We start from the raw sequence: 22927 nt of genomic DNA on the forward strand, positions 1-22927 counted from the left end.
TGAAAGGCTGAAACCATGCAACAAAAAGCCCGTTTCCAAATCGACGGCATGACCTGCCAAGCCTGTGCCAGCCGTATCGAAAAAGTGTTGAACAAAAAAGACTTTGTTCAGACGGCCTCGGTGAACTTTGCCGGCGAAGAAGCGCAGGTGGTGTTTGACGACGGCCGCGCCGATACCGACACGCTGATTCATATCATTGAAAAAGCAGGCTTTAAGGCCGTGTTGAAAACCGATGCGCCCATGCAGCCCGAGGCAGAACCGCATATCGGCTGGCGGCTGTGGCTGCTGCTGGTGATTAACGTGCCGTTTTTGTTCGGTATGGCGGGCATGATGATCGGGCGGCACGATTGGATGATGCCGCCGATGTGGCAGTTTGTGCTGGCGAGTATCGTGCAGCTTTGGCTGGCGGTTCCCTTTTATAAGAGCGCGTGGGCGAGCATCAAGGGCGGGTTGGCGAATATGGACGTGCTGGTAACGGTCGGCACGGCGGCGATTTATCTCTACTCGGTGTTCATGCTGTTTTTCCATCCGCACGCGCATCACGGCGACATGGCGCATGTGTATTTTGAAGCGGGCGTGATGGTGGTGGGCTTCGTGAGCTTGGGCAAATTCCTCGAACACCGCGCCAAGAAAAACAGCCTCAATAGCCTGAGCCTGCTGCTGAAACTCACGCCACGCCAAGTAAGCGTGCAGCGCGGAGGGCAATGGCAGGAAGTGCCGCTCGACGATGTGCAGATCGGCGATTTAATCCGCGCCAACCACGGCGAACGCATCGCGGCGGACGGCACGGTGGAAAGCGGCAACGGCTGGGCGGACGAAAGCCATCTCACCGGCGAATCCAACCCCGAAGCCAAAACCGCAGGCAGCAAAGTGCTGGCGGGCGCGGTGATGACCGACGGCAGCGTGGTTTACCGCGCCGAACAGCTCGGCAGCCAAACTCTGCTCGGCGACATGATGGCGGCTTTGTCGGAAGCACAAGGCAGCAAAGCGCCGATTGCGCGCATTGCCGACAAAGTGGCCGCCGTGTTCGTGCCCACTGTGGTCGGCATCGCTCTGATTACGTTCCTGATTACTTGGTATGTTAAAGCCGATTGGGTAACGGCACTGATGAACGCCGTGGCCGTGCTGGTAATCGCCTGCCCGTGCGCGCTCGGTTTGGCCACGCCCGCCGCGATTATGGTCGGCATGGGCAAAGCGGTGAAGCACGGCATTTGGTTTAAAGATGCCGCGGCTATGGAAGAAGCGGCTCATGTGAATGCAGTGGTACTGGATAAAACCGGTACGCTCACGCAAGGCAAACCGCAAGTTGCCGCGGTGTGGTTGAGGCCGTCTGAAAAGCCCTCCGCCCTTGAATCTGAAACCGCCGCGATAGACGAAAACGAACTCTACCGCCTTGCCGCCGCCGTCGAACAAAACGCCACCCATCCGCTGGCCGCCGCCATTGTTCAGACGGCCTTATCGCGCGGCATCGACATTCCCGAAGCCCAAAACGCACAAACCGCCGTCGGCGCAGGCATTTCCGCCGAGATTGACGGCGCGGGCTTAGTGAAAGTGGGCAAACCCGATTACTGCAATCTCGTGCTGCCCGATAATCTTGATTCCGTATGGCGCATCGCCACCATCGTGGCCGTATCGGTCAACGACCAACCCGTCGGCGCGTTCGCCCTCGCCGATGCGCTCAAAACCGACACGCAGGAAGCCATAGGCCGTCTGAAAAGCCACGGCATCGACGTTTACATCATGAGTGGCGACAACCAAAACGTGGTCGGCTACATCGCCGAACAGCTCGGCATCGCCCACGCCTACGGCAATATGAGTCCGCGCGACAAAGCCGCCGAAGTGCAAAAATTGAAAAACGCCGGCAAGGTGGTTGCCATGGTCGGCGACGGCATCAACGATGCCCCCGCACTCGCCGCCGCCAACGTGAGCTTTGCTATGAAAGACGGCGCAGACGTTGCCGAACACACCGCGTCCGCCACGCTGATGCAGCATTCCGTCAACCAAATGGTCGATGCCCTGCTGATTTCCCGCGCCACTTTGAAAAACATCAAACAAAACCTGTTTTTCGCCTTTATCTACAACACCTTGGGCATACCTTTGGCCGCACTCGGCTTTTTGAGTCCGATTATTGCGGGCGCGGCGATGGCGATGAGTTCGGTGTCGGTGTTGGGAAATGCTTTGAGGTTGAAACGGGTAAAGATTGAATGACGGAGATTGAAATACGCCCGGCAGCGGTTGAAGACGCGCATAGTATGGCCGATATTTTCAGACGGCCGTATCGTCGGCGTTTTGGGCTGAATGTATTGTGAAAACAAAATTTTGGACTGCTGAAATGAACAATCAAGCGGTTGGATTTATTTATCGAATAGTTGTAGTTGTCCTAAACCGGCCGTTTCGCAGGATTTATTAAGATGATGCCTGCCTGAAAACTTAGCAAATAAACTTAAAAATTAGTACACCCGTCATACTCGGGCTTGACCCGAGCATCTCTTAGAATTACCGAAACTCAAGATACTCGGGTCAAGCCCGAGTATGACGGGTGTACTAATTTTTAAGTTTATTTGCTAAGTTTTCAGACAGGCATTGCTTTAGTCTTTCTTTTCAAGCGCATCCTGATGAAGCGAAACCAAAAGCTGGTCGATTTTCAGATTATCCGTGTCGATAATTTCAAACTTGTATTTGTCGAACACCACGAAATCGGTTCTCTTGGGCACTTTGCGCAACGAATACATCATAAAGCCGCTGAGGGTTTCGTAGTTTTCCGAATGGGGGAAAGCGGCGATGTCGAGCGCGCGCATCACGTCTTCCAGCGGCGTTGCGCCGTCGATCAGCCAAGAGGTTTCGTTGCGGCGGATAATTTGCGGCTCTTCTTCGGTTGCCACCAAATCGCCCATCACAATGCTCATCACGTCTTTCAGCGTAATCACGCCGACCACGAGGGCGTATTCGTTGATGATCACGGCAAAGTCTTCGCCGGCGTTTTTGAAGGTTTCCAACACTTCGTAAAGCGACAAAGTATCGGGAATAAACAAAGCCTTACGCAATACGCGGCGGTCGGTTAGGTTGATGTTTGGCTCTTTCAGATAATGGGTGAGAAACGTGTGCGATTCGATATAGCCGATCACTTTTTCCAGCCCGCCGTTGCACACTAAAATTTTGGAATGCGGCGTTTCATCCATTTTTTTCAGCACGGTTTCGTTGTCGTCGCTTTTGTCCACATAAACCAAATATTCACGCGCGCTCATAGTGGAAGTGACCGTACGCTCCTGCATATCGAAAATGTTTTCAATCAGATAGTGTTCCTGCTGCTTCAACACGCCCGCCTGCGCACCGGCATCCACCACGGCGTAAATGTCTTCCGAAGTCAGCCCGTCGCTGCGCACGGTGGAAATTTTCAGCAATTTGAAAATCAAATTGGCCATGCCGTCAAACAGGAAAATCAAGGGCTTAAGCACGAAAATCAGCAGCATCACCGGCCGCACCACCCGCACGGCCACCCGTTCGGGGTTAATCATGGCAAAGCGTTTGGGCATCAGGTCTGCAAACAGAATAAACACGCTGGTCACAAAAACAAATGCCAGCACCGAAGCCGCCGTTTCCAAGCCGGTGCCGGCCAACAGATTGCTCAAAAACGGCCGCACCGCCGCCTCGCCGACCGTACCGCCAAATACCGCCACCGCGTTCAAACCGATTTGCACCACCGTAATAAAACTACCGGGGTGCTCCTGCATGTTCAAAACATCAAGTGCACGCACGTCGCCTTCTTTTGCCATCACTTGCAATTTGATTTTACGGGAAGAGGCTAAGGCCAACTCTGCGGAGGATACAAAACCGCTAATCAGCACCAGCAGCAATAAAATGAAAACGGCTTCAAGAATGCTCATAAAAAAGAAAGATTTGTTGTAAACGGTTGGATTGTAGCATTATAGTTAATCAAATTAATTTTTAATACAAGGCAGCAAGCCGCAGACAGTACAGGTAGTACGACCAGGCGCAGCAACGCGGTAGTAAAATTTAAGTTGATTAACTATATTTGACAGACAAAATTGAGGCCGCAAAGTTACACCAAGCAAAATGCCTGCCTGAAAGCGCTTGATTGGCGTAAGCTGAATATTTTCAGACAGGCATATTTTGATTTACATATCCTTAACCCTGCCCTAATTCTCAGCCAAATATCGGCTTTTATAATGCAAACCATCCTAACAACTCTTGAGTTTTACCCTCAAAAAGGAAATACATCATGAAAAAAATACTGCTTACCCTAACCCTGATTGGTTTTTCAGCAGGCGCTCTTGCCGATAACCATATTGAGCGTCAAATCTACCAAGATTCGGCCTATGAAAAAAACCGCGCCAAAGCCGTAAACATGTTGGAAAAACGCGGCTATAAAGTGGTGGATATCGACCCCGACGACCACATGGGCCAACCCGCTTTCGATGTGGAAGCATTCAAAGGCAACCAAGAATACGACATTAAATTGTCTTATCCTGATTTGCGCATTCTGAAAGAAAAACTGGATCGCCACTAAACGGCTTTGATAGAAAAAACCGCCAGTGCCGTTGCGCACCGACGGTTTTTTCTTTCCCTTAATAATCGAATCACGATTCTACACGGATGCCTTGCCCGCCCGCTTCTTCCGCCTGAGTTTGGGCAGCCCCGCATCCGAGCGGATACAGATCCAGTTTTTCCATCAACACGCGGTCGCCGTCTTCTTCGGGATTTTCGGTGGTCAGCAGTTTGTCGCCGTAGAAAATCGAGTTCGCGCCCGCCATAAAACACATGGCCTGCATGGCTTCGGGCATATTGCTGCGGCCGGCCGACAGGCGGACGTAGCTTTTCGGCATGGTGATACGGGCGACAGCGATGGTGCGCACGAATTCCGTCCAGTCCAAATCTTCGGCATCTGCGAGCGGCGTGCCTTCCACTTTCACCAATTGGTTAATCGGCACACTTTCGGGCTGTGGGTCGAGGTTGGCGAGGCTGGCGATTAAGCCGGCGCGTTCGGGGCGGGTTTCGTTCATGCCCACGATGCCGCCGCAGCACACTTTCAAGCCTGCGCCGCGCACTTTGCCCAGCGTGTCCATGCGGTCTTCGTGCTGGCGGGTGTGGATGATGTCGTTGTAGCGGTCGGGGTCGGTGTCGAGGTTGTGGTTGTAGTAGTCGAGACCGGCGTTTTTCAAATCTTCGGCCATGCCGTCTTCAAGCATACCGAAAGTGCCGCAGGTTTCCAAACCCAAGCCTTTGACGGCTTTGATGATTTCCGACACGGTTTCTACGTCTTTCGGTTTCGGGCCGCGCCACGCCGCGCCCATGCAGAAACGGCTGGCGCCGCGCGATTTGGCGATTTTGGCTTTTTCGAGGATTTCTTCCACGTCCATCATTTTGGCTTTTTCGAGGCCGGTGTTGTAGTGCGCCGATTGCGGGCAGTATTCGCAATCTTCGGGGCAGCCGCCGGTTTTGATGGAAAGCAGGGTGGAAAGTTGGATTTCTTGCGGGTTGAAATGCTCGCGGTGGATTTCGGCAGCTTTATAAACCAAATCGAGAAAAGGCATTTCAAACAGCTCTTCAACCTGGCATTTGCGCCAGTATTGGGCGGTGGCATGCGGCTTGCGCTCGGTTTTGCGGCGCAAGGCGATAGGAGATACGCTCATGTTTTACTTTCTGAAATTTCGCAGCGGCGCAATGACGCTGACGTGCAAAGCCACAGGCGCAATGACTGGGGCTGCGGGTTATTTAATTACCGGGTTGCGGCGTTCGGATTCCGTTTCGCAACAACGGCCCGGCAAGTGTAGCCTGTTTGTCCGCGGCGGGCAAATATAGCAAATAAACTTATTTCTGCTACGGCGTTGCTGCGCCTTAGCTCAAAGAGAACGATTGTGTAAGCTGCTGAAGCAGCAACAAAATCAGTCCCGTACTACCTGTACTGTCTTCGGCTTGCTGCCTTGTATCAAAAATAAGTTTATTTGCCAGATATCGGGCGGATGCCTGTCTGAAACGTTCAGACAGGCATCCGGGCTTAAAACGCCGGCCTGCCGAAATACTGCTTCTGCGCGGCCTGCACCGTTTTTAAGGCCTGCTCGTAATCTTGGTTTCCCATTTGGCGGATTAATGCCGTGGTCGGGCTTTCGGGATGGTGTTCGGCAAAATCCTGCCAAGCTTCGGCCACTTCCGGCCGGGGGCGTTTGCCCTCACTGTCAAACGCAAGCGTGTTTTCCATACCGAGCAGAAACATATATTGGTAATACATATGTTGCTCTTTCATCTGAGCAAACAGACGGCTTTGGGGAAACTGCCGTGTAAACGCCTCTCGCGCCGCCAGCCGCTTGCCCAGCTCCGGCCAACCGACTATCACATCCGCTTCACCCCACGACGGATCCCTCCGCTCTTGCGCCTCCAATTCGATAAAACGGGCATAGTCGGGGCTGACTTTTCCGGCAAACAGTTTGCGGTAATAATCCGGCTCGGCGCGTATGATGGCAGGGCCGTCGTACATATCGACATATTCCAAACCGATAGCCGCCATTTCTTCCTGCTTCTTTTTCAGCGCCGGCACAGGCTTGCGCACTCCGGTGTCCGAATTGGTTATCCAGTTTGCATCATCGTGATAATGGTCGAGAAACGGTTTTTGCTCGTGAGACAGCCTGTCCAGCAGACCGCTTTTTTCGGTTTGCCCGTCATAATGCTCGAGCATTTCTTTGTGTGTTTCGTAAAGCCGGTCGGCTTCTTCGGGCGCGGCTTGCTGCAATCGGGGGCGCACTTGTTCGGTGTGCCACACAAATTGCTGCAATAAATCTTCAGGCTTTGCCGTGTCGGCCTGCCGCGGAGCATAATGCCTGTCTGAAGCCGCGCTTTGCGGTGCGGAAGCGGCAACGGGCTGCCCGATTTTTCCGGCCTGCCCGCCCTGTTCGGAACACGCGCCGAGCAGGCCTGCCGACAAGGCTAAATAAAATATGGGCTTTTTCATTGTTTCTCCCAAACCGGCACGGTCGAACTTTATCAAGCTGAACCTTAGGCCAACAGCATTTCCTGCATCAGCTTCATGCCCCACTGCCAGCCGCCGAGCGCGCCGTTTAAATGCCCCTGATGCGGCGACTCCAGCAGGCGCGCGCCCCAAAGCGAAGCCTGTTCGGCCGCCCAGTCGCGCGGGCAATGTTCGTCATCCCCGCCGATAACCAAAGCGACTTTGCTGCACATCAGCCGCACATGGCGCACGGCATCGTGGCGGCAGGCGTTTTGTGAGGGTGCGGCCAAGATAATGCCTTTGATGCGGCGCTGCACCAAAACGCCGACGGTGCCGTACCAAGCCATAAACGCTGCCGCACCCGCGCCGTGCGCCACCACCATCACGTTTTCGCTGCGGATCTGCCCGAATGCTGCGGCCACATGCTTTTCCTGCTCAGCCACAGTTTGCGAAGCGCTGCATCCGGCCGTTTCCACAATCGGATAGCTGACCGCCCAGCGGTCTATCCACATGGCAGGTTCGTCCGCATCGCGTATCAAGAATAGGGTTAAGTCTTCTAAATCACCCGGTTTCATGGTTTCAGACAGGCATCAGTATTCATGCAGAGGTTTGTCGGGGTCGTAAACACCTTCCACATCTTTTACTACGGCCTGCCCCACCTGCACGCCGTCGGGCGTGTGGGTCATGGTCGGGCTGCCGTATAAATCCCAGCCGTGCTGCAAGGCTTCGGTTACGCGGCGGCAAAACACGGCATCGTCCGGGCCGGTAAGCATACGGTAAACTTTCATATCGTTCCTCCTCTAAATCAGAATTCAGACAGGCATTATAACGAATGCCTGTCTGAAAAAGTTTGTATTAAATCGAATAATCGTGTTCTACTATGACGGCACATTTCCGAAACCATCACAACTCATACTGACAAACATGAAACTCACTCTACTGGCCGCATTATTATCGCTGTCTTTATCACTGGCAAACGCAGCAAAATCCGAACACCATCAAACCTCCGAAGCAGATGATTTCCATGATATTTTCTCCGTTTTGGCTTCCGAAGAAAACGGCCGGGTCATTCTGGCGCCCTGCTCTTCACCCGCTTCCGACTGGGTTGCGGTGTTCAAACAACCGGAAGACGAAGCAAAAGTCCGCGCTTTGATAAAAAAGCTGCCGCCCCGCTCCCCGCACCATTCCCGCGCGAATTTCTGGCTGAGGGTGGCCGCGGATTCTCCGGAAATCAAAGAAAGCAGCCGCAATTTCCCATCCGACCGCTTCGTTGTGTACCGCATTGACAATATTGTTGAAAACGACAGCTGCTTCCTTATGGATTATCTTGATGCGGTCTCTAAAAATGCGCAGCCGCGCAAACCTTGAGCTTGATATGGTTAATCAACTTAAAAACAGTACGAACGTTATACTCGGGATAAGCCCGTATATGACGGTATCGTTATTTATCATGTAAGTGGATTGATTGTAAGCCAATAAAAACAGACAGAATTGCCCATGCTTGTCTGAAAACGCATCAGATCGAATAATCGTATTCCACCACCAGCGGCGCATGGTCGGAGAATTTTTCTTCTTTATACACATGCGCCTGCACCGCTTTGGCCGCCAGATCGGACGTGACCATGTGGTAGTCGATACGCCACCCCACATCCTTTGCATACGCCTGTCCGCGGTTGCTCCACCAAGTGTAGCCGGGCACTTCGGGATACAGTGTGCGCCACATGTCCACCCAGCCCAATTCGGCAATCACTTTTCCTATCCATGCACGTTCTTCCGGCAGAAAGCCCGAATTTTTCTGATTGCCCTTCCAGTTTTTCAAATCGATGTTTTGATGGGCGATATTCCAATCACCGCACACCACAATATCGCGGCCTTCCGCTTTCATTTCCGCCAGCATGGGGTAAAACGCGTCTAAAAAACGGTATTTCAACTCTTGGCGTTCAGGCGCGCTGGTGCCGCTGGGCAGATACAGCGAAATCACACTCAATTCGCCGAAATCGGCACGCACGAAACGGCCTTCGCTGTCGAATTCTTCAATGCCCATGCCGATTTGCACATTGTCGGGGCGTTGCTTGCTGTACACCGCCACGCCGCTGTAACCGCGTTTTTCGGCGCAATGCCATACGCCGTGCATACCGTGCGGATTTTTCATATCGTCCGACAAATCCGGCTCTTGGGCTTTCAATTCCTGCACGCACACAATGTCGGCACCCGACGCAGCGATGTATTCGTGAAAGCCTTTTTTATAGGCGGAGCGGATGCCGTTAACGTTGGCTGAGATGATTTTCAACATGATGAATGTATTGGAACCGAGAAAATAAAACGCGATTGTAGCAGAAGTTTTCCGGGCTTTGAGGCCGTCTGAAAAAAGAGAAACGGGTGTTTCCATTTCATTGCCACTTGCATTTTCAGACGGCCTTTAGGATAATTTGTTTATCAAACGATAAACAAAGGAAAGCAAATGGCTGCCAATGCACTTGTGAGCGTACGCATCAACGAAGATGTGAAAAACCAAGCCAGCGCAGTATTGGCCGGTGCGGGTTTGACCATCTCCGACGTCATCCGCATGACGCTGACCAAAATCGCCACCGAGCAACGCTTCAGCTTCGACTACCAACCCAACGCCGAAACCGCACGCGTTTTAACTGCCATGCAAAACGGCACGGAAACCCTGCATCGCGCCGACAGTGTGGAAGCATTGATGGAACGGCTGAATGAAAGCGATTGAGTTCAGTAACGCATTCAAACGCGATTTCAAAAAATATCCTGCGCTGGCGCTGTCAACGCGCTGGATTGAAGCACTCTACTGTATATGCAGCGAACAAACTCTGCCGCCTAAATTTTGCGACCACGCACTCACGGGCAACTGGCACGGCTTTCGCGACTGCCACATCGAGCCTGATTTGGTGCTGATTTACCGCCATACGGAAAACACAGTCGAACTGGCACGAATCGGCACGCACTCCGCGCTGTTCGGCTAATAAAACAGTTTTTGCACAAACGTCAACCAAGCATGGTCGACCTATGGTTTTCATCTCAAAGGCCGTCTGAAATTTAATTTTCAGACGGCCTCTTTATCTTGTCCTTTGGTTTACCAAGAATATTTCGCCCCCAGCCAGAATTGGCGGCCGATTTTATACGACACGTCGCGTTTTTTCTCCTGCCATTCGGGGGTATAAACTTTTTTGCCGACGATTTTGCGGTTAAACACGTTCAACACGTCCAAATTCACTTCCACCTTTTTCGTTTTCGCCAGCGGTTTTGCCCACGAGAAATGCCAGTCTGCCATCAGCGCGGAATTGTATTTGATTTGGTCGAACTTGCTCAGGTTGCCTACATAGCCTTGGCACAGCCGCGCGCGTTCGGGGGTGCAGCGGATGTTTTCCTGCGTGTATTCCACCGTGCCGGGCGAATAACGCCAGCGTTGCGTCCAGGTGAAAGACCATTTGGGCACGGCGAGTTCGGTTTCGATAAAGGCGTTCCACGGCTGGTTGAAATCCATTGCGGGCAGGTTGTCGGGATCTTTCAGCTTGCCGTCTACCAATACTTTTTTCACGTTCCATTCGCTCCAGTCGTAGCGTTGGAACGTGCCGATTTGGTTGGAGCGGCGTTTGTTGTAATCGGCACCCGCCCGCCAACTGAGCAGGGTCGGGCCGAGCGTCCACGGGCGGTTCAGGCCGGCGGAAAAGCTGAAGGTGTCGTTGTCGGCACGGCCGGTATTGGCCAGCACGCGGTAGGTTTGGCCGCTTTCATCGGTTTTTTCTTTGGTTAAAAACTGGTTGCGGCTGTTGCGGCGCACCCATTTCAACTGCCATTCGCTGTTGCCGATATGCTGGCGCAGACCCAAATTCCATTCGTTGCTGTACGGCGTTTTCAAATCGCTGCCGTCGTAACGCGGTTCTTTCAACTCGCGCGATGTCCACGGGTCATCTATCTCGAAGCGGTCGAAATTGCGTTGGAACACATGTGCGCTGCGTAATTTGTAGGTCAGCATTTCGCTGCCGTAATAACGGTTGGCTCCGCCGAACACATGCAGTTTGGCCGCTTTCAACGGCAGGCGGTAATCGAATGCAAACCGCGGTGCGATGTCGGTATTTTTCAGAAAGCCGTTGTAATCCAAGCGGATACCCGGCTTCAAACGCAGATTGCCTTTTTCGATATCGTCTTCAAGATAAAGGGAGAGATTATGCGTGCCTACTTTGATGTTGGCCGGATAGTTGTAGGCATAGCTGGTAAAGAACTGTTCGCCCGGAATACATTCGGTGCAATCCTTACGGTCGGTTTTTCGTGAGCCGCTGTAAATAATGGTGGGCTTTTTGCGCTCGAAGCCTTTATCGGCATATTCCGCCTCCCAACCTGCGTTGAAGCGGTGCTTCCAACCGCGCCAATCCGCTTCGTTAAACTCGAAATGCTGTTGCAGATTGATGTGTTTGCCAAACGAACGGCTGGTGCCGATGCCGCCCACGGCCGCTTCATCCACTTCGGGATGGGTTGTCCAGTTTATCGACGGCGTGTCGTCGCTGTAGCGGTATAAATTGTCTTGGTCGTAAGCGGTTTTTTCTTCGGTGCTGCGGTAGCTCAATTTGGTCTGCATCCTGCCGAAACCGGCGTAGCGTTCCCAATCCAAATCAAAACGCCAACCGCCGCCGCTGTTGGTAAAGCGGCCGTCTTTATAGTTGGCCGGATGGTAAGTGGCATAATGCGGCGAATACATCACCGTTGCCGACAGATTGTTATCGTCGTCGATACGGTGCGCGCCCCGCAACAAAAAGGTTTCGGCCAAACGCCTTTGCTTGGTCGATTGTTTCAGATGCTGATGGAAAAAAGGAATCGAAGAGCGCTGGCGGCTGTACGAAAACAGCACCGCCGAATCTTTGCCGACAGGTTGGTTTACCGTGAGAGTGGATTCATGCTTGGTAAATTTCGGCTGAGTATTGGGCGACTGCGCCTCGCGGTATTCGTCGGCATACAGCGGGTCGATATAATGATGCGTCCAAGTATGGCGCGTGGTGCGGTACGACAGGCTGCCGAATGCTTTTTCTCTGTTTGTCTTGATTAAATCGGCATCGACCACGCCGCCGGTAAAGCGGCCGTAGCGGGCGGAAATATTGCTGTCTTTCACCTTAATGTTTTCCACCAGCGAAGGGCTAATCCAAAACGCCTGCGGATGGCCTGCGGGCAGCGAGCCCACCGTGTGCGAATTCACCGTATCCGCATCCAACTGCGTATCGGAGCCGTTGTGCGCGGGGTTGAGATTGCTGTCGTTGCTCACTCCGTCTATTGCAAAACGGTTGTTGTAAAATTTCTCGCCGTGAAACGAAATATTCGGCGGCGCAATTTCTCCCACACTGTCGGCCGTGCCTTCGGTATTGGAAAACTGCACGCCCGGGCTGGTACGCAACAAATCATTGATGGTGCCGTTGCCCTTAGGCGTAGCGGCGATTCTCTCTTGACCCCATATATTGCCTTCAGACTGAGCCGCATAAGGCTCGTCTTTCACAATAACCGCATCTACCTCTACCACATTATCTTCCGGCCCGTCCGCCCAAGCACCTTGCGACAAAAAAGCCAAAGACACCCCTAAAGCAATTTTGGTTTTTCCCATTGTTGAAAAATTTCCATACACAAATGTTATAACATAACAATTATAAGTAAATTTGTGTACAGAAGAAAGAAAATAAAAAAACCATGCGCTCAATAAAACGGCAACATATTGTTCCGCAAGCACTTAAGCTTTTTTATTGAGTGTTGCAAATAGATTGAAGCAAAAAACTGGCTTTCCCCGCCCTATTTGCAAGACAATACGGCATCTCCGGCTTTTACCACAAAAATATCATGAAATATCCAACTACCTTGTTACTTTGCCTTATTGCGTTGCCCGTGTCCGCACAAACTTATCAAACCCACAATCCCTTTGCCAGTGAAACGCTTACCATTAAGCAGTCTGAATTTATAATTGACACGGTTGGTGCGTCTGGCAACTTATGTTATTTGGAAGGGCAGATTAAAAACAATACTTGGCAGGATGGTGACGGCTGCCGCATACACTTTCGTTCCGCCCGGAACAGCATATCGATAGCGATTCCCGAAAAAGCAAAAGCCGCCTGCTCAACTTATTGCGGGCATAATACTTTTTTCGATAAAACGTATTACAGGCTGCCTACTGCCTGCACAAAACAAGCTGCTGCGCAAACAGAACAGCGTTTTCAGACGGCCTACCGCAAGAAACATTTCCAATCAGCCATCCGTATCAAGCAAACTTATCTTGAGCAATGCGGTGAATTTATGCACCTTGTCGACAGAATGCGCACCCGTAACGATTTGGCAGTCAGCTATAAAAATGCCGGCAATCCCGCTGCCTGCCGCCGCGTTTTGCAGCCATTAACAGAATATATGGATAACAAAGAATTTCAGCCTTCTTATATTTATCGCGATGAGTATGAGCGGGAGTTAAAGCATACCCGCTTTAACCGCGCTGCTTGTAAGTAGTCTCTTAATTTAAAATATTGATGTTGTTCGATTTTAGTCTTCAAACCAAATACATGCCGGCAAAACCGGCTAGCAATACGACTAACCACACCGGCACTTTCCAAAACATCAATGCGCAAAAAGCAGGCAAGGCCAAAGCAAAATCCATAGAGGTATGAACTGCGCTGACCCAAACAGGTTGGTACAAAGCAGCCAGCAGCAAGCCCACTACTGCGGCATTTACTCCGGCCAAAGCTGCTCGTGATTTTGGTTGTTTGCTCAAACTATTCCAAAAAGGCAGTAATCCGAACACCAGTAAAAAAGAAGGAATGAAAATAGAAACCAAAGCCACCATGCCGCCTTGCAGGCCGTTTGCTGCCGTGCCCGAGAAAAGCGGCAAAGGTAAACAGCGGCCCGGGCACGGCTTGTGCTGCACCATAACCGGCAAGAAACGTGTCGTTGCTTAACCAAAGCGGCACAGTCTGCGCCTGTAATAGCGGCAGCACGACAGCCTGGCTCAAAGAGAACGATTTTGTAAGCTGCTGAAGCAACAACAAAATCAGTCCCGCACTATCTGTACTGTCTACGGCTTGCTGCCTCGTATTAAAAATGTGTTGATTACCTATAGCTAGAGCCGTGAACTCTTTTCTTTGTTTCGCGTAACCTGTTACAGCTTGCCGCCTTCGGCTATAATCCACTTTATTTTTCTGCTGGAAAGAATCACAAAAATGTCCGATTTCCGTCAAGATTTCCTGAAATTCGCCTTAGCCCAAAACGTATTGAAATTTGGCGAATTCACCACCAAAGCAGGCCGTCAGTCGCCTTATTTTTTTAATGCCGGTTTGTTTAACGACGGCGCGTCCACTTTGGCGTTGGCCAAATTTTATGCACAGGCGATTATCGAGAGCAAAGTCGAATTCGATATGCTGTTCGGCCCTGCTTACAAAGGCATTATTCTGGCGGCTGCCACCGCTATGATGCTGTCCGAAAAAGGCGTGAACGTGCCGTTTGCCTACAACCGCAAAGAAGCGAAAGACCACGGCGAGGGCGGCGTGTTGGTCGGTGCGCCGCTCAAAGGCCGCGTGTTGATCATCGACGATGTGATTTCGGCCGGCACGTCGGTGCGCGAATCGGTTAAGCTGATTGAGACGGAAGGCGCAACACCCGCCGCCGTTGCGATTGCACTTGACCGCATGGAAAAAGGCACGGGCGAACTTTCCGCCGTGCAGGAAGTGGAGCAGCAATACGGCTTGCCCGTTGTATCCATCGCCAACCTGCGCGACCTGCTCTCGCTGCTGGAAAACGATGCAGACTTCCAGCAATATTTAGCGCCGGTTCAAGCCTACCGCGAGCGTTACGGCGTGATTTAACGGCCTCAACAATGCCTGTCTGAAACACATTTTTCAGACAGGCATTCCGTTGTCACATGGTTTTACGTTGGCAAACTTATTGAAATTGCTTAAAATATCCGCCATCCATAATACCAACGAAAGAAAACGTCATGCCTTTATGCGTTTGCCCGCATTGCAGCACCCAGCTTTGGGTAAAAGACAGCCAGCTCAATTTGGCGCAAGGCTATGTGGTTTGCCGCACCTGCCAAGGCTTGTTTCAAGCACGCAGCCACACGCGCCCGACACCGGAAAATTTCAATCCCGACCTGTTCCCCTCAGCCGGAAGCGACACCAAACTGGTACACAAAATCGGCCCGCAAGTGCGCGCCCAGCGCCAGCTTTCCCGCCAGGAAATCGCCGAGCTGCTCGACAGCCTGCTCAACCAGCAAAACCGCGCTCCCGCCGCACTGCCGCCTCCGCCCCAAGCCAAAGAAACCAACTGGACGCTGCCCTGCATGGTGGCGCTTACCGTGTTGATTATCCAGATTTTTTACCTGACCATCATTCTCTAAACCCTCATGACCACGCCCGCTTTCGTTTGTGATTTCCGGGAAGCCGCACCCTATATCGACTATCTGCGCGGCAAAACGCTGGTTATCGGTATCGCCAGCAACATGCTCGAAGGCCGGGTATTGCAATCTCTGGCCGCCGACATCAACCTGCTCGCCAGCCTCGGTGTGAAACTCGTTTTGGTACACGGCTCCCGCCGCCAAATCAGCGCGCTTGACCAAGCCGCCGGCGTCAGCCCCGAATACCACGACGGCAGAAGAATCACCGATGAAGCCACGCTGGAGCGTGCCAAACAAGCCTGCGGCATCGTGCGTTTCGACATCGAAGCTGCGCTTTCGGTGGGCATCACCCACTCTTTACAGCGCGGCAAACGCCTGCGCATCGCTTCGGGCAATTTCGTTTCCGCCCGTCCCTACGGCATCATCAACGGCATCGACATGGGCTATACCGGCCGGGTACGCAAAATCGACACAGAAGCCGTCCGCCAGCAGTTGGACAACGGCGCAGTGGTACTCATCAGCCCTTTGGGCGCTTCGCTCAGCGGCAAAACCTACAACCTCAGCATGGCCGACATCGCCGAAGCCGCCGCCATCGCGCTGAGCGCCGAAAAGCTGATTTTCATCACCGAACCCGAAGGCATATTGGACGAAAACGGCCGCCTGCTGACCAACCTCTCCTCGCAAGAAGCGCAAGTTTTAATCAAACAAAACAAAATCCGCACCGACCAATGCCGCCTGCTGAAATCTTCCGTCAACGCCGTCGAAAACCAAGTAGAGCGCACCCATATCCTTTCCGGCTTGGAAGACGGCAGCCTTATCAGCGAACTCTTTACCCGCGAAGGTACGGGTACGTCCATCGCACAAGCCCCGTTCATCAACATCCGCCCCGCAACAGGCAGCGACATCGCCGACCTCATCAGCCTCATCCGCCCGCTGGAAGAGCAAGGCATTCTGATAAAACGCAGCCGCGAATACCTCGAACACCATATCAACGAATTTTCCGTATTGGAGCACGACCGCCAAATCTACGGCTGCGTCGCCCTCAAACTTTACAGCGGACACCTCACCGCCGAACTCGCCTGCCTCGCCGTTTCTCCGGAAGTGCGCGACGGCGGCTACGGCAAGCTGCTGCTCGAACACGTCATCAACCAAAGCAAAGCCGCCGGCATGGCCAGACTCATCGCCCTTTCCACCCACACCGGCGACTGGTTTACCGAACGCGGTTTCAGTGTCGTCCAACCCGCCGACCTGCCCCCCGCACGCCGCGAAGAATACGAAGCGGGCGGCCGCAAATCCAATATTTACAGCCTCAACCTGAAGGCACCCGAACGTGAAAGCATGCCTGTCTGAAACCCCTTTTCAGACAGGCATTCATATACAAACCCCGACCAATCCATTACAATTCCGAGCATCGCAACCCAAACAAAAAGGATACCGACATGACCCGCATGGTTCACTGCATCAAGCTGGGCAAAGAAGCACCCGGCATGAAATTCGCCCCCCTGCCCAATGCACTGGGCAAACGCATTTTTGAAAACGTGTCCCAAGAAGCATGGGATGCTTGGACGCGCCACCAGACCATGCTCATCAACGAAAACCGCCTCAGCCTCGCCGACCCTCGCGCGCGCGAATATCTGGCACAACAAATGGAAAACTACTTCTTCGGCGAAGGCGCCGACAGCGTTCAAGGCTATACGCCGCCCGGCGAATAATCTACCGGCCTTTCCGAAAGGAAGGCCCTTTCAATTTCTATTACCCACAGCACCAAACTTCCCTTATGTCTGCTCATAACAAATTTAATACCACCGGCCCGAAAATCGGGCTGAGCGTTCGCTTGGCCGAAACACCTCAGGAAATCGAAGCCGCCCAACGGCTGCGCTACCAAGTATTCGGCGTCGAAATGGGCGCCGGCATCAAAGCCGTCGACGGGCGCGATATTGATAAATATGACGAACATTGCCAGCATCTTCTGGCATTCAACGACGCCACCGGCGAAGTTATCGGCTGCTACCGCCTGCTCACCGAAGAAGGTGCCAAAGCCGTGGGCTCATGGTATAGCGAAAGCGAGTTCGACCTCAGCCCGCTGAAAAACATCCTGCCGCAAACCGTAGAGCTCGGCCGCGCCTGCATCCACCCCGATTACCGTCACGGCGGCCTGATCATGCTTTTATGGAGCGGCCTCGTCAAATTCATGAAAGACTACAACCTGCGCTTTATGACCGGCTGCGGCAGCATCAGCACACTCGACGGAGGCCACCAAGCCGCAGGGCTTTACCATTCATTGAAAGAAAAATACCTCGCTCCCGAACAATGGCGCGTGCGCCCGCTCAACCCGCTCAAATGGGAGCAACTCACCCCGGTTGAAAACCCGGAATGCCCCGCCCTGATTAAAGGCTATCTGAAAGCAGGCGCATGGTTTTGCGGCGAACCTTGCGTAGACGAAGCATTCAATTGCGCCGACGTTTTGATTCTGATGGACATCACGCAATTAAATGACCGGTACTTGCAGCGTTTTGCACCCCAGTCATAACAAACTGTCTCCAAATAGCGGCAAAATTCTACTTTTGCCGCTATTTTGACGCATAATCAAGCAAAACAGGCTGACCTGCTTCCCCCATGCATATATAATCCGCAGCTAAAATCGACACACATCACAACATGAACCGAATCCGCTTTATTTTCCGCCTTTTCGGCATTGCCTTCTGCCTGCTCTACGGCATGCTCGAAATGTTTTTCCTGTTTCCCCTTTACAGTAAGCAACGCAAACTGCGCGCCATCCAAATTTGGTCGCATTGCGTGCTCGCCTCTTGCGGCATGAAGCTGAAAACCTACGGCACGCTGCCCGAACGCGGGCGCGGACAGATGATGATTTGCAACCATATTTCCTGGCTCGACATCATGGCCATCAATGCCGCATTTCCCGGCCGCTTCGTTGCCAAAGACGATGTTGCCAAATGGCCGGTTATCGGCTATCTCGCCACTCAGGCTCAAACCGTTTATGTGGCCCGCAAAAAAGGCACGGGCGGCAACGGCGAAAAAATCCGCCACGTTACCGAAGCCCTGCAAAACGGCGACACCGTCACCCTCTTCCCTGAAGGCACCAGCACCGAAGGCCACGAAATCCTGCCTTTCAAAACCAGCTTTTTTCAAGCGCCCTACGATGCCGGCACGCCCCTGATTCCCGTGCTCTGCCGCTATCCCAACCCCGACGGCAGCAGCCCCAATCCGCACATGGCCTATTACGGCGACATCAGCCTGTGGTCTTCCATCCGCTCCGTAATCAGCCAGCGCCGAAGCATGGTCGAGCTGCATTTCCTCGAACCTTTGCCAGCTTCACCCGAACGTCAGGAAACTGCCCGCGAGATACACCGCAGATTGAGCGAAAAACAAAAAGAACTCGGTTAAGCAGTGTTCACGGACACACTCAAAGATGCCTGTCTGAAAACAAACACGGTAAGTTTTCAGACAGGCATTTTCCAAACACCGCCGCCCAAGCGATTCGGCTGTAACAGGTTTACGACCTTTCAGACAGGCATAAGTTAAGCTTTCTTAACCTTATGCTAGAATACCAAGCATATTTCTCCACCATTACACGCAAAGGAAAAAAGATGGTAAGCATCGCCAGAGATATTTTCAAAGCTTATGACATTCGCGGCATCGTCGGCAAAACGCTCACCAATGAAGCAGCTTATTTAATCGGCAAAGCCATCGCGGCCAAAGCGGCGGAAAAAAGCATTCAAAAAATCGCCATCGGGCGCGACGGCCGTTTGAGCGGCCCCGACTTGATGGCCAACCTCTCACGCGGCTTCACCGAAAGCGGCATCAACGTGTTAAACGTCGGCATGGTTGCCACGCCCATGCTCTACTTTGCAGCCATCCAAGAATGCGGCGGCAGCGGCGTGATGATTACCGGCAGCCACAACCCGCCCGACTACAACGGCTTCAAAATGATGCTCGATGGCGACACGCTGGCCGGCAACACCATACAAGAGCTGCTTGCCGTGATTGAGCAAGACCGCTTTGTTACAGGCGCAGCCGCCGGCAGCGTTACCGAAAAAGACATTTCCGCCGAATACCGCAACCACATCGTCAACCACATCAAGCTCAAGCGCCCGATGAAAATCGTGGCCGACGCGGGCAACGGCGTGGCCGGCGCGTTTGCCGGCGATTTATACCGTGCACTCGGCTGCGAAGTTACCGAGCTGTTTTGCGACGTTGACGGCAATTTCCCCAACCACCATCCCGATCCGGCCAAACCTAAAAACCTGCAAGATGTAATTAACGAGCTGAAAACCGGCGACGCAGAAATCGGCATCGCATTCGACGGCGACGGCGACCGCTTGGGTGTGGTTACCAAAGAAGGCAACATCATTTATCCCGACCGCCAACTGATGCTGTTTGCGCAAGACGTATTGAGCCGCAACCCCGACGCAAAAGTGATTTTCGACGTAAAATCCACCCGCCTGCTGACACCCTGGGTAAAAAAACACGGCGGCGAACCGATTATGGAAAAAACCGGCCACAGCTTCATCAAATCATCCATGAAGAAAAACGGCGCACTCTTGGCCGGAGAAATGAGCGGACACACTTTCTTTAAAGAACGCTGGTTCGGCTTCGACGACGGCCTCTACGCCGGCTGCCGCCTGCTGGAAATCCTTTCCGCCGGAGACAACCCCTCCGCCGTGCTCAATGCCTTGCCGCAAAGCATTTCCACCCCCGAAATCAATATCGACCTGCCCGAAGGCAGCAACGGCCACAAAGTGATTGAAGAGCTGGCGCAAAATGCCAAATTCGACGGCGCCACCGAAATCATCACCATCGACGGCCTGCGCGTGGAATTCGCCGACGGCTTCGGCCTGATGCGCGCTTCCAACACCACGCCTGTTTTGGTGCTGCGCTTCGAGGCCGACAGCGAAGAAGCCATCGCCCGCATCCAAAACCAGTTCAAAGCCGTGATTGAAAGCAATCCTGCTTTGCAATGGCCGCTGTGATTGGTAGTACGCTGCCTATAAGCAAAGCATGCCTGTCTGAAAACGTTTGGCTAGGGCTCGCCCCCGCCGCTTGTTTTCAGACAGGCATTTCTATACGGAGAATAAACTTTAAAAATACGGCATAGCAAATATACTTTATTTCTGCTACGGCGTTGCTGCGCCTTAGCTCGAAGAGAACGATTTTGTAAACTGCTGAAGCAGCAACAAAATCAGTCCCGTACTATCTGTACTGTCTGCGGCTTGCCGCCTTGTATCAAAAATAAGTTTATTTGCTATGGTTAAGGAACTCATGGAAAGCACACGTCATACCCGGGCTTGACCCGAGTATCTCCTCAAATTACCGGAACCCAAGATACTCGGGTCAAGCCCGGGTACGATAAATGAAAAAAAGCTTATTTAACATACCAATAAGCTTTTTTCAGGCAGGCATTCCCTTAATCTTCCGCTTGCGCCAACTCCACCATGGCATCGCGCAAATCTTCCAGCCCCCAGCCTTCTTTCACCGAAAGATACACTGCCACCGGCATGCCGCGCTCATTGCGCAGAATGCCTTTGGGGCGCTTCTCTGCGGGCAGCAAGTCGGTTTTGTTGTACACCATCAGCTGCGGCACATCGCCCGCGCCGATTTCTTCCAGCACCAGATTCACATCCTCTTCCTGCCGCTCCAGCTGCGGATGCGACACATCGGCCACATGCAAGAGCACATCGGCCAGCGCCGTTTCTTCCAGCGTGGCGGAAAAGGCTGCCACCAAGCTGTGCGGCAAATCGCGCACAAAGCCCACCGTGTCGGTAATAATCACGCTGCATTCCTGCGAGAGATACAGGCGGCGGGCAGTGGTGTCGAGCGTGGCAAACAGTTGGTCTTTCGCCAACACGTCGGCTTTGGTCAAGCGGTTGAACAGGCTGGATTTGCCCGTGTTTGTGTAGCCCACCAGCGCAAAGGTTTTCAGGCTGCCGCGCAAACGCGCTTTGCGGCGTGTGGCGCGCTGCTTTTCCACATTTTTCAGCTGGCGTTTGAGCGCGGCGATTTTCTGGTTAATCAGGCGGCGGTCGGTTTCCAGCTGCGTTTCGCCCGGCCCTTTGAGACCGATGCCGCCGCGCTGGCTTTGCAGATGGCCGTAACCGCGCACCAATCGGCCGGAAAGATGCGTGAGCTGCGCCAGCTCCACTTGCAGCCGCCCTTCCTGACTTTGCGCGCGCTGGGCAAAAATCGCCAGAATCAGCCCCACCCGGTCGAGCACGCGGCATTGCAGCGCTTTTTCCAGATTGCGCTCCTGTGTGGGCGTTAATTCGTGGTTGAACACAACCAGCTCGATTTCATTCAGGCGCACGGCTTCCGCCAGCTCCTCCGCCTTACCCGTGCCGACAAACAGCGCGCTGTGCGCCCTGTCGCGCTTCGCGCTTTCCACCTGCACCAGCTCGCCGCCCGTTGCCCGCACCAATTCGGCAGCTTCTTCCAAAGCCGCCTGAAAATCACGCTCGCGGGTTTCGTTGGCGCCGGAATAATCGGCAGCCAGCATCACGCCCACCAGCATCACACGCTCGGGTTTGCTCAATGATTTATCGGGTTGGTGTTTGCTCAAAACCGCTTTCTTATCAAGTTTTCCAGTTAATCCACTTACATAATAACGATACCGTCATACTCGGAACTGACCCGGTATGGCGGCGCTTTTACTGTCTAAGCGGCCTGATTATCAATGAATGTGGGAAATGAAAACGGCTTTCAGAATGCCTGTCTGAAAGCCGTGGGCGCTTTTATTCTTGCGGCGCTTCGCGTTCGGCAGCCGCTCTCACTTTCTCGGCGGCCTCTTCGATTATCTGCTGCTCGTTTTGCGGAGCGTTTGCCCTGGCAGCATGCTCTGTCAAACCGGCTGCGGGCGCGGTTGTTGCGGCCGGCCGGATTGTTTGCGGCTCATCATTTTGAACCGCTGCTTTCAGCGGCAGGCGTGCCAGTATGGTGGAGCTGGCTTGGACTTTGTCGCCGATAGACACTTGGGCCACGGCATCGGTCGGCAGGTATACGTCAACGCGCGAACCGAAGCGGATAAAGCCGTAGCGCTCGCCGCGCACCACTCTTTGGCCTGAGTCGACATAGCATAAAATACGGCGCGCCACCAAGCCTGCCACCTGCACGAAAGTCAGCTCGCGGCCGGTGCGCGTGGTGGCAAACACGGCATTACGTTCGTTTTCGGTGCTGGCTTTATCGAGCGCGGCGTTGAGGAATTTGCCTTTATTGTATTCCACGCGGGTAACCGTGCCGTCAATCGGCGAGCGTTGCGAATGCACGTTAAACACGTTCATAAACACGCTGATTTTCAGGGCTTCGGTGTTGCGGTAGGGATCGATGGTGCGCTCCACCACCACGATACGGCCGTCTGCCGGACACAGCACGGCATCAGGATCCTGCGGAATCGGGCGCGAGGGGTCGCGGAAAAATTGCACGGCAAACAGGGTAAACAGCCAAAACGGCAGCGACCACCATTCCAACCAGCAGGTAAACACGATGCTGAAAAACAAGCCAGCCAAAATAAACGGCCAGCCTTCGCGGGCAATAATCGGATGCGGGTAAAAACGCGGCATAAGGTTTCCTCTATTAACCAAGCATAA

Annotated in this window: 24 protein-coding genes; 13 read left to right on the forward strand and 11 right to left on the reverse strand. The window is 53.2% G+C overall.

Annotated elements, in window-relative coordinates:
- The first annotated feature begins 15 nt into the window (after nt 1–15).
- Nucleotides 16–2208 (forward strand): heavy metal translocating P-type ATPase, encoded by a 2193-nt coding sequence (locus EL143_RS11510; protein ID WP_085416234.1) that lies wholly within the window; start codon nt 16–18, stop codon nt 2206–2208.
- 380 nt (nt 2209–2588) lie between these two features.
- Here the strand turns inward: EL143_RS11510 and EL143_RS11515 are convergent, their stop codons facing one another.
- A complete protein-coding gene (locus EL143_RS11515; protein WP_085416235.1) occupies nt 2589–3884 on the reverse strand; it encodes a hemolysin family protein in 1296 nt (431 codons plus the stop codon).
- A gap of 356 nt (nt 3885–4240) precedes the next feature.
- Between EL143_RS11515 and EL143_RS11520 the strand changes: the two genes are divergently transcribed.
- Complete coding sequence (locus tag EL143_RS11520; protein ID WP_085416236.1) at nt 4241–4528, forward strand: PepSY domain-containing protein; 288 nt, start codon at nt 4241–4243, stop codon at nt 4526–4528.
- A 70-nt stretch (nt 4529–4598) separates the two neighbouring features.
- Here the strand turns inward: EL143_RS11520 and bioB are convergent, their stop codons facing one another.
- The 4 genes from bioB to EL143_RS11540 all read right to left on the reverse strand — a co-directional run bounded on the left by bioB (nt 4599) and on the right by EL143_RS11540 (nt 7749).
- Nucleotides 4599–5651 carry a biotin synthase BioB gene (gene bioB, locus EL143_RS11525; protein WP_085416237.1) on the reverse strand — a complete coding sequence of 351 codons (1053 nt, stop codon included), beginning with the start codon at nt 5649–5651 and terminating at the stop codon, nt 4599–4601.
- Between the two features lie 365 nt (nt 5652–6016).
- Nucleotides 6017–6964 carry a hypothetical protein gene (locus EL143_RS11530; RefSeq protein ID WP_126326789.1) on the reverse strand — a complete coding sequence of 316 codons (948 nt, stop codon included), beginning with the start codon at nt 6962–6964 and terminating at the stop codon, nt 6017–6019.
- Between the two features lie 44 nt (nt 6965–7008).
- Nucleotides 7009–7536, reverse strand: a complete 528-nt coding sequence (locus EL143_RS11535; protein WP_085416239.1) for an alpha/beta hydrolase — start codon at nt 7534–7536, stop codon at nt 7009–7011.
- A 15-nt stretch (nt 7537–7551) separates the two neighbouring features.
- Entirely contained in the window at nt 7552–7749 is a 198-nt protein-coding gene (locus tag EL143_RS11540; protein WP_004283984.1) for a DUF1737 domain-containing protein, read from the reverse strand.
- A gap of 136 nt (nt 7750–7885) precedes the next feature.
- Between EL143_RS11540 and EL143_RS11545 the strand changes: the two genes are divergently transcribed.
- Nucleotides 7886–8329, forward strand: a complete 444-nt coding sequence (locus tag EL143_RS11545) for a phosphatidate cytidylyltransferase (RefSeq protein ID WP_085416240.1) — start codon at nt 7886–7888, stop codon at nt 8327–8329.
- A gap of 148 nt (nt 8330–8477) precedes the next feature.
- Here the strand turns inward: EL143_RS11545 and EL143_RS11550 are convergent, their stop codons facing one another.
- The gene (locus tag EL143_RS11550; protein ID WP_085416279.1) at nt 8478–9254 is read right to left on the reverse strand and encodes an exodeoxyribonuclease III; all 777 of its coding nucleotides are present in this window, start codon (nt 9252–9254) and stop codon (nt 8478–8480) included.
- Between the two features lie 168 nt (nt 9255–9422).
- Between EL143_RS11550 and EL143_RS11555 the strand changes: the two genes are divergently transcribed.
- Nucleotides 9423–9689, forward strand: a complete 267-nt coding sequence (locus tag EL143_RS11555; protein WP_085416241.1) for a type II toxin-antitoxin system RelB/DinJ family antitoxin — start codon at nt 9423–9425, stop codon at nt 9687–9689.
- The gene (locus EL143_RS11560) at nt 9676–9942 is read left to right on the forward strand and encodes a type II toxin-antitoxin system RelE/ParE family toxin (protein ID WP_085389274.1); all 267 of its coding nucleotides are present in this window, start codon (nt 9676–9678) and stop codon (nt 9940–9942) included. The genes EL143_RS11555 and EL143_RS11560 overlap by 14 nt, the downstream gene beginning before the upstream one ends.
- A 110-nt stretch (nt 9943–10052) precedes the next feature.
- Here EL143_RS11560 and EL143_RS11565 read toward each other — a convergent pair whose 3' ends face one another.
- Complete coding sequence (locus EL143_RS11565) at nt 10053–12566, reverse strand: TonB-dependent receptor plug domain-containing protein (protein WP_085416242.1); 2514 nt, start codon at nt 12564–12566, stop codon at nt 10053–10055.
- Nucleotides 12567–12796: 230 nt separating this feature from the next.
- Here EL143_RS11565 and EL143_RS11570 point away from each other — a divergent pair, with 230 nt between their 5' ends.
- A complete protein-coding gene (locus EL143_RS11570; RefSeq protein ID WP_085416243.1) occupies nt 12797–13450 on the forward strand; it encodes a hypothetical protein in 654 nt (217 codons plus the stop codon).
- A 40-nt stretch (nt 13451–13490) separates the two neighbouring features.
- Here the strand turns inward: EL143_RS11570 and EL143_RS12795 are convergent, their stop codons facing one another.
- Together EL143_RS12795 and EL143_RS11575 are read right to left on the reverse strand one after the other, a co-directional pair.
- Nucleotides 13491–13712 carry a chromate transporter gene (locus EL143_RS12795; protein WP_408634058.1) on the reverse strand — a complete coding sequence of 74 codons (222 nt, stop codon included), beginning with the start codon at nt 13710–13712 and terminating at the stop codon, nt 13491–13493.
- A gap of 1 nt (nt 13713) precedes the next feature.
- Nucleotides 13714–14175, reverse strand: a complete 462-nt coding sequence (locus EL143_RS11575) for a chromate transporter (protein WP_232001297.1) — start codon at nt 14173–14175, stop codon at nt 13714–13716.
- Here EL143_RS11575 and pyrE point away from each other — a divergent pair.
- The 7 genes from pyrE to EL143_RS11610 all read left to right on the forward strand — a co-directional run bounded on the left by pyrE (nt 14158) and on the right by EL143_RS11610 (nt 20320).
- Nucleotides 14158–14799, forward strand: coding sequence for an orotate phosphoribosyltransferase (gene pyrE, locus EL143_RS11580; protein WP_085416244.1), 642 nt, complete (start codon nt 14158–14160; stop codon nt 14797–14799). The genes EL143_RS11575 and pyrE overlap by 18 nt on opposite strands.
- A 131-nt stretch (nt 14800–14930) precedes the next feature.
- A complete protein-coding gene (locus tag EL143_RS11585; protein WP_085416245.1) occupies nt 14931–15332 on the forward strand; it encodes an MJ0042-type zinc finger domain-containing protein in 402 nt (133 codons plus the stop codon).
- Nucleotides 15333–15338: 6 nt separating this feature from the next.
- Nucleotides 15339–16679 (forward strand): amino-acid N-acetyltransferase, encoded by a 1341-nt coding sequence (gene argA, locus EL143_RS11590; protein WP_085416246.1) that lies wholly within the window; start codon nt 15339–15341, stop codon nt 16677–16679.
- A gap of 89 nt (nt 16680–16768) precedes the next feature.
- On the forward strand, nt 16769–17041 hold the full coding sequence (locus tag EL143_RS11595) for an oxidative damage protection protein (RefSeq protein ID WP_085416247.1): 273 nt from the start codon (nt 16769–16771) through the stop codon (nt 17039–17041).
- Nucleotides 17042–17106: 65 nt separating this feature from the next.
- A complete protein-coding gene (locus tag EL143_RS11600; protein ID WP_085416248.1) occupies nt 17107–17859 on the forward strand; it encodes a GNAT family N-acetyltransferase in 753 nt (250 codons plus the stop codon).
- A gap of 128 nt (nt 17860–17987) precedes the next feature.
- Nucleotides 17988–18734: a lysophospholipid acyltransferase family protein gene (locus EL143_RS11605; protein ID WP_085416249.1), complete on the forward strand. Its 747-nt coding sequence runs from the start codon at nt 17988–17990 to the stop codon at nt 18732–18734.
- Between the two features lie 203 nt (nt 18735–18937).
- Nucleotides 18938–20320, forward strand: a complete 1383-nt coding sequence (locus tag EL143_RS11610; protein WP_085416250.1) for a phosphomannomutase/phosphoglucomutase — start codon at nt 18938–18940, stop codon at nt 20318–20320.
- A 434-nt stretch (nt 20321–20754) separates the two neighbouring features.
- Here EL143_RS11610 and hflX read toward each other — a convergent pair whose 3' ends face one another.
- Together hflX and EL143_RS11620 are read right to left on the reverse strand one after the other, a co-directional pair.
- The gene (gene hflX, locus EL143_RS11615) at nt 20755–21855 is read right to left on the reverse strand and encodes a GTPase HflX (RefSeq protein WP_085416280.1); all 1101 of its coding nucleotides are present in this window, start codon (nt 21853–21855) and stop codon (nt 20755–20757) included.
- A 220-nt stretch (nt 21856–22075) separates the two neighbouring features.
- Nucleotides 22076–22900: a phosphatidylserine decarboxylase gene (locus tag EL143_RS11620; protein WP_085416251.1), complete on the reverse strand. Its 825-nt coding sequence runs from the start codon at nt 22898–22900 to the stop codon at nt 22076–22078.
- Between the last annotated feature and the right edge of the window lie 27 nt (nt 22901–22927).

The sequence above is a fragment of the Neisseria canis genome (assembly GCF_900636765.1).
GTDB classification, from domain to species: Bacteria; Pseudomonadota; Gammaproteobacteria; order Burkholderiales; family Neisseriaceae; genus Neisseria; species Neisseria canis.

Coding starts and splice junctions, on each gene's coding strand:
- EL143_RS11510 (WP_085416234.1), top strand. CDS start 16: ATGCAACAAAAAGCCCGTTTCCAAATCGACGGCATGACCTGCCAAGCC.
- EL143_RS11515 (WP_085416235.1), bottom strand. CDS start 3,884: ATGAGCATTCTTGAAGCCGTTTTCATTTTATTGCTGCTGGTGCTGATT.
- EL143_RS11520 (WP_085416236.1), top strand. CDS start 4,241: ATGAAAAAAATACTGCTTACCCTAACCCTGATTGGTTTTTCAGCAGGC.
- bioB (WP_085416237.1), bottom strand. CDS start 5,651: ATGAGCGTATCTCCTATCGCCTTGCGCCGCAAAACCGAGCGCAAGCCG.
- EL143_RS11530 (WP_126326789.1), bottom strand. CDS start 6,964: ATGAAAAAGCCCATATTTTATTTAGCCTTGTCGGCAGGCCTGCTCGGC.
- EL143_RS11535 (WP_085416239.1), bottom strand. CDS start 7,536: ATGAAACCGGGTGATTTAGAAGACTTAACCCTATTCTTGATACGCGAT.
- EL143_RS11540 (WP_004283984.1), bottom strand. CDS start 7,749: ATGAAAGTTTACCGTATGCTTACCGGCCCGGACGATGCCGTGTTTTGC.
- EL143_RS11545 (WP_085416240.1), top strand. CDS start 7,886: ATGAAACTCACTCTACTGGCCGCATTATTATCGCTGTCTTTATCACTG.
- EL143_RS11550 (WP_085416279.1), bottom strand. CDS start 9,254: ATGTTGAAAATCATCTCAGCCAACGTTAACGGCATCCGCTCCGCCTAT.
- EL143_RS11555 (WP_085416241.1), top strand. CDS start 9,423: ATGGCTGCCAATGCACTTGTGAGCGTACGCATCAACGAAGATGTGAAA.
- EL143_RS11560 (WP_085389274.1), top strand. CDS start 9,676: ATGAAAGCGATTGAGTTCAGTAACGCATTCAAACGCGATTTCAAAAAA.
- EL143_RS11565 (WP_085416242.1), bottom strand. CDS start 12,566: ATGGGAAAAACCAAAATTGCTTTAGGGGTGTCTTTGGCTTTTTTGTCG.
- EL143_RS11570 (WP_085416243.1), top strand. CDS start 12,797: ATGAAATATCCAACTACCTTGTTACTTTGCCTTATTGCGTTGCCCGTG.
- pyrE (WP_085416244.1), top strand. CDS start 14,158: ATGTCCGATTTCCGTCAAGATTTCCTGAAATTCGCCTTAGCCCAAAAC.
- EL143_RS11585 (WP_085416245.1), top strand. CDS start 14,931: ATGCCTTTATGCGTTTGCCCGCATTGCAGCACCCAGCTTTGGGTAAAA.
- argA (WP_085416246.1), top strand. CDS start 15,339: ATGACCACGCCCGCTTTCGTTTGTGATTTCCGGGAAGCCGCACCCTAT.
- EL143_RS11595 (WP_085416247.1), top strand. CDS start 16,769: ATGACCCGCATGGTTCACTGCATCAAGCTGGGCAAAGAAGCACCCGGC.
- EL143_RS11600 (WP_085416248.1), top strand. CDS start 17,107: ATGTCTGCTCATAACAAATTTAATACCACCGGCCCGAAAATCGGGCTG.
- EL143_RS11605 (WP_085416249.1), top strand. CDS start 17,988: ATGAACCGAATCCGCTTTATTTTCCGCCTTTTCGGCATTGCCTTCTGC.
- EL143_RS11610 (WP_085416250.1), top strand. CDS start 18,938: ATGGTAAGCATCGCCAGAGATATTTTCAAAGCTTATGACATTCGCGGC.
- hflX (WP_085416280.1), bottom strand. CDS start 21,855: ATGCTGGTGGGCGTGATGCTGGCTGCCGATTATTCCGGCGCCAACGAA.
- EL143_RS11620 (WP_085416251.1), bottom strand. CDS start 22,900: ATGCCGCGTTTTTACCCGCATCCGATTATTGCCCGCGAAGGCTGGCCG.